General features: G+C 26.8%; 5 protein-coding genes. 1 reads left to right on the top strand and 4 read right to left on the bottom strand.

All coding sequences use genetic code 11. From position 1 onward, the window contains the following. The 4 genes from selB to aroB form a co-directional block, all read right to left on the bottom strand. A partial coding sequence (gene selB / locus Q0V09_RS06725) for a selenocysteine-specific translation elongation factor (RefSeq protein ID WP_297487839.1) occupies positions 1-853 on the bottom strand: 853 nt, incomplete at its 3' end. Continuing rightward, the gene (gene selA / locus Q0V09_RS06720) at positions 853-2,241 is read right to left on the bottom strand and encodes an L-seryl-tRNA(Sec) selenium transferase (protein WP_297406762.1); all 1,389 of its coding nucleotides are present in this window, start codon (positions 2,239-2,241) and stop codon (positions 853-855) included. The genes selA and selB, both read right to left, overlap by 1 nt. A 13-nt stretch (positions 2,242-2,254) precedes the next feature. After that, positions 2,255-3,280: a selenide, water dikinase SelD gene (gene selD / locus Q0V09_RS06715; protein WP_297406760.1), complete on the bottom strand. Its 1,026-nt coding sequence runs from the start codon at positions 3,278-3,280 to the stop codon at positions 2,255-2,257. A 72-nt stretch (positions 3,281-3,352) separates the two neighbouring features. Next, a complete protein-coding gene (gene aroB, locus Q0V09_RS06710) occupies positions 3,353-5,332 on the bottom strand; it encodes a 3-dehydroquinate synthase (protein WP_297487837.1) in 1,980 nt (659 codons plus the stop codon). Between the two features lie 183 nt (positions 5,333-5,515). Between aroB and Q0V09_RS06705 the strand changes: the two genes are divergently transcribed. Next, the coding region (locus Q0V09_RS06705) for an FMN-binding protein (RefSeq protein WP_297487835.1) at positions 5,516-5,983 on the top strand (468 nt) is incomplete at its 3' end.

Below are 5,983 nucleotides of genomic sequence, written 5' to 3'. Positions count from 1 at the left end.
TTGCAGGAATTGAATTGTTTATACCTTTAAAAGAGATATCGAAAATATTAGAGAGTATAAAATTATTAAAATTACTAAGAAAATTTCCACGAGAAATATCTTTTGAATTTATATTTGAAATATTAATAGCACATCGAGTCCTATATTTAATAAAATCCCGTGATTGACCATGGACTTCTAAATTTTTAACTTTAACTTTAACATTTTGTGGGTAGAGAGTTAAAAAATCATTTTTAGAAATAGAACCAATAGAGGTACCACTAACAACTGTACCTACTCCTTTAATAGAATAAAATTTATCAATATCCAATTTAAAATCTTTACTTACTTTAGATATATTTAATTTTTTAATTTGAGAAATAATTATATTATATAGATTAGAAAAGGATTCTGGATTTTTAGATGAAGTTTCTATAATAGGAAAATTATTAAAATATTTATCATTAAAAAAAGTAGATATTTCATTTTTTAATATATTTATTTTTTCTTTTGTAACTAAATCAGTTTTTGAAAGAATAACAATTCCATGTTTAATATTCATAAGTTTTAAAATCTCTTTATGTTCTATAGTTTGAGGCATAATACCATCATCACAAGCAATAAGGAATAGAACAAAGTCTATTCCTTTTGAGCCTGCAATCATATTTTTTATAAATTTTTCATGTCCAGGAACATCAATAATACTTATTTTTTTACCATTGGGCATTGTTAAATAAGCAAACCCTAAATCTATTGTGATTCCTCTTTTTTTCTCTTCAATAAGCGTATCTGTATCTATATTTGTTAAATTTTTAATAAGTGTTGTTTTACCATGGTCTATATGACCAGCAGTACCAATTACAATATTACACATTAAAAATCACAGTTAATATATTTTTTAAATTTATTGAAAATAATAGAATATTCATCACTATGGATAGTTTTTAAATCAATAAAAAATTCATTATTTTGAACTCTACCAATAATAGGATTATCTCCTGTGGCAAAGAACTTATCAAGAGTTGTTCCATCTATATCTTTAATAGCAAGACCAAAGCTTTTAATTGTAGCGTTAGGCATAGAACCGCCACCAATAATAGCTTTTGTTTCAATAATTTCAGTTTTTAAATTAATAGAATCAAGAAGTGATTTTAAAATTTCTGCTCTTTCAAAAGTAACTTTAGAATCTTCTAAAATTCTATTGAGAGTAGGATTGTTTTTAACGACTTCTTTTTCATCAATATATTCTTTAAAAATAAATTCAAGAGCACAAATAGTCATTTTACAAACTCTAAAAGCTCTTAAAAACTGATTTTTCTTTAGACGGTTAATAAGTTCTTTTTTACCAACAATAACTCCACATTGAGGTCCACCAAGAAGTTTATCTCCACTAAAAGTAACAAGATCCATTCCTGATTGTAAAGATTCAGCAATTGTAGGTTCTTTTGTTATACCATATTTTGAAAAATCAATTAAAACTCCACTTCCCAGATCCTCCATAGAGATAAGATTATATTCTTTAGATAAATTAGCTAACTCTTCATTTGAAACAGAGGTAGTGAATCCAGAAATATGATAGTTAGAAGTATGAACTTTTAATAACATAGATGTGTTTTCGTTTATTACTTTTTCGTAATCTTTAAGATGAGTTCTATTAGTAGTTCCAACTTCAATTAACTTGGCATTTGATAGTTCCATGATATCTGGAATTCTAAAAGAACCACCAACTTCAACAAGCTCTCCTCTTGAAATAACAACTTCAGTATTTTTGCTAAATTCATTTAAACAAAGCATAACAGCAGCAGCATTATTATTGACAACAAGAGCAGCTTCAGCCCCAGTAACTTTAGCGATTAAGTTTTCTATATGAGAATAACGACTTCCTCTTTTGCTTGTTTCTAAGTCGAATTCTAAATTACTATACCCTTTTAGAGAATGTTTTAAATGATCTAAAAGATTTTCAGAAAATAAAGCTCTTCCTAGGTTAGTATGTAAAATAGTTCCAGTACCATTAATAACTCTTTTAAATTTATATTCTAAATTTTTAGAGAGAATTTGAGTAATTTTATTTTCCATATCTGTTTCTGAAAAATTAATAATTGTGTCGTTGAGAATACCTTTTCTAAAAAAAGTAATACTTTCTTCAACAGCAGTATAAACCTCTTTATAAGGTTTGTTTTTAAAAAAATCTTTTTCTAAAAGAGAGTCAATTAATTTATCAACTTTTGGTAAGGTTCTTAATAAATTCTGTTTAGTCTTCATATTTCTCCTTAAATTATCTTACAATAATAGATTTTTTGTTAAACTCTTCAACTGTACCTATAATAGATGACTTAATATCCAAGTCATTTAATTTTTTCATAACCTCAGAACTATATTTTCCTGGAATAGAGAAAAGTAAGCCACCAGAAGTTTGAGGGTCGAACATTATCTCTTGTAAACAAAATGGAACAGAGGAAATATCAATTTTATCAGTTAAATAGTTTCTATTTTTTTGTCCCATTGATGTTATGTAGAACTCTTTGGCAAACTCTTTAGAAGCATTGATATATGGAATTAGCTCTTGTTCTAATACAAAAGTTTTTTCAGAAGCTGAGGCCATTTCATAAGCATGTCCTAAAAATCCAAAGCCAGTAATATCAGTACATGCTGAAACTGGATATTCTTTAATAATTTCAGCTGAATATTTATTTAATGTAGTCATAAGTTTAATCCATTCATTTTTAACATCTTCTGCTATAGTTTCAACTTTAGAAGCTGTAGAAATAATTCCAGTACCTAAAGGTTTTGTTATTATTAAAATATCTCCTGCTTGAGAACCATAATTTTTAAATATTTTTTTAGGATTAACTATTCCAGTAACAGAAAGTCCATATTTAATAGCAGGATCATGAATTGAGTGTCCACCACTTAGGACAGCTCCAGATTCCATTATTTTTTCAGCTCCACCTCTTAGTATTTCTCCAAGAATTTCTAAATTTTCCTTTTCGGGAAAACAAACAATATTCATTGCTGTTTTAGGTTCTCCACCCATAGCATAAACATCACTTAAAGAGTTGGCAGCAGCAATTTGTCCAAATAAATATGGGTTATCTATCATAGGTGTAAAAAAGTCTAATGTTTGAATAAGTGCTATATCATCAGTTAATTGATAAATAGCAGCATCGTCTGATTTTTCAAATCCTACGATTAAATTTTTATCTTCCACACTTGGAAGGTTTTTTAGTAAATTAGAAAGGACCTCCGGTCCAATTTTGCTTGCTCAACCACCAATTGAGCATTTATCTAATAAAAGTTTCATTGTTCCTCCTTGTGTTGTTTTTTATAAAATGTAAGCACAAAAAATTATATCATTTGAAGAATAAAAAAACAATTAAATATTTAATACCATAGCCCCTTCAAGATTGTCTTTAGTAGACACTATTAAAGAGTTTTTCTTTAATAAATCAAGAATGGTTAAAAGAATAATATTACCAGAAATAATAACATCTGCTCTATTAGCTTCTAATCCTATAATATTTTCTCTTTCTTTTAATGGGAGAGAAAGAAATAAGTTTAAATTATCTTTTAAATTAGTATAAGTCAAATTAAAATTATCAATTTTATCCTCTTCAAATTTTTTCATTGATTTAAGAACAGAAACATTTGTAGTGACACTTCCAGCAACTCCAATAATAGAAAAATTTTGATCTTTAAATTTAGAAATCTCTTTAAAGAATCCCTTTAAATAGCAACTTGCTGAATTAATTGCTTCTAAAGAGTAGTTATCCTCTTTAAAAAACATCTCTGTTAATTTGACAACTCCAATAGGAAAACTTTTAATATAAGATATTTCATTAGAAGTACCAATTGTAATCTCTGTGCTTCCTCCACCAATATCAAGAGTTAATATTTCACCAGAGTAAAGAACAGAATTGCTATTAAAACTAAGCTTAGCTTCTATTTCACCAGGAATAACAACAGTGTCTATATTAAATTGTGCTTTTATAGACTCAACAAATAATCCTCCATTACTAGCTTCCCTAGTAGCTGATGTAGCAAAAGCAATAATTTCATTAACACCCATATTTTCAGCTTTTGTTTTGAATCTTTTTAATATGGAAAAAGTTTTATCTATGGATTTTTGAGAAAGAATACCACTATTATTTAAATTTTTTCCTAATTTTGAAATTCCTAAATCTTTATATAAAGGGGTAATTATTTTTAAATCATTATTTTCTTTATTTACTTGAGCAATAAATAATCTACATGAGTTGGTTCCAATGTCTATAACAGCTTTAAGAAAATTATTTTTAAAATTAGAGTTCACTTTTAAAATTAGATCACTGTCAACAGAGGTATTTACACAAAAACTATCGTGAGGCAATATGAAATTAATGTTATTATTAATATTTTTTTTGTCATTTTTTATTAAGTTTAAAAGTATTGAATTTTCTATAAATATAGGTGTTGAATCTATATCAAATTTTTTAAAAAGTGTTTCTATTGAATCTATTTTATCTTGAGAAACAAAGTTTAACTCTTTAGAAAGATATAGTTCAAATATGATTCCTTTTGAAATGGCATTACCATGTGATATATGTTGGTAGTTATATAGATTTTCAAGAGCGTGTCCATAAGTATGTCCTAAATTTAATAGAGCTCTGTCACCTTTTTCGAATTCATCATTTTCAACAAAAGATTTTTTTATAAGACAAGATTTATAAATAACTTCATTTATAAAATTACTATTTAAATTTTTAATATCTTTACTATTAGTAAATAAAAAATCAAAATAACTTTTATCTTTTATAAGAATACTATGTTTTATAATTTCACCCATTCCAGATTGAAATTCTTTTTTAGAAAGTGTATGTAAAAAATTAGTATCAATTAAAACTCCAATAGGTTGTTTAAAAGCTCCAATTAAATTTTTTCCAAGGGGATGGTTAATTGCTACTTTTCCACCGATACTAGCATCAACTTGAGCAAGTAAAGAAGTTGGTATTTGTAAGAAATCAATTCCTCTCATAAATGTCGAAGCAACAAAACCACCAAGATCACAGATAACTCCACCACCGAGACATATAATTAAAGAGTTTCTAGAAAAATTTTTATCTATTAAAAATGAATATATATCCATTGCTGAATTAATGTTTTTATATTGTTCTCCATCATTAATTTGAAAATAAAAGGTCTTATTTTTAGGAAGAAGGGATAGAAGTTTATTTTTATATAAATCTCCAACTTTATTGTTAGAGAAAAGTAAAATTTTGTCATAATTATCTGTATATTCTGAAATTTTTTCTACAGAATTTGAGCCAATAGTAACTTCATAAGCTGCTGAAGAAGTATTGATTTTTAAATTTTTCATAAATTTCTCCTTTGGTTATTTTTTAGTTAATTTATCCACTTAAAGTATAATTGTTTTCAAGGGAAAAATCAATAAATGTTATTTTTTATAAATACTTTATTGTGAGTTTAATTTCAAAAAAATATTTACAAAACAGTTTGTATTGTTTATAATTGAGACAATTAAAACAATTTTGGAGGGGAAATGAATAAAAAAATAATATTTTTATTAATGGTTGGAGCTTTAGCAACGATGACGTATTCAAAAGAAAAGGAGTTTATTGCTAAAGGAAATGGATTTGGTGGGGAAATTAAATTGAATGTTGTAACAGATGGAGAAAAAATAGTTGATTTAAATGTAATTTCAGATAAAGAAACAGCTCCTGTAATGAAAAGAGCATTTCCTATAATAAAAGAGAGAATCTTAAAGGCACAAAGTCCAATAGTGGATAGTGTTTCAGGAGCGACTTACACATCGCTCGGAGTTAAAAGGGCTGTTGCTTCTGCAATGAAAGAGGCAGGAAAAGATTATGGAAGAATAACAATAAAAACAAAAGCTCCAGAACAGCCAGTGGCATATTTAGAACCTATAAATACACAACTTCTAATTGTTGGAGGAGGACCAGCAGGTTTAGCAGCAGCAATATCAGCAAAGGAATCAGGAATAAAAAAT

This window comes from uncultured Cetobacterium sp. (assembly GCF_947039425.1).
Taxonomy (GTDB): domain Bacteria; phylum Fusobacteriota; class Fusobacteriia; order Fusobacteriales; family Fusobacteriaceae; genus Cetobacterium_A.
This window is presented reverse-complemented; position numbering and strand designations above follow the sequence as displayed.

Bases quoted from the DNA above. Each gene is read 5' to 3' on its own strand.
- aroB (WP_297487837.1), bottom strand. From the start codon at position 5,332: ATGAAAAATTTAAAAATCAATACTTCTTCAGCAGCTTATGAAGTTACT.
- selA (WP_297406762.1), bottom strand. From the start codon at position 2,241: ATGAAGACTAAACAGAATTTATTAAGAACCTTACCAAAAGTTGATAAA.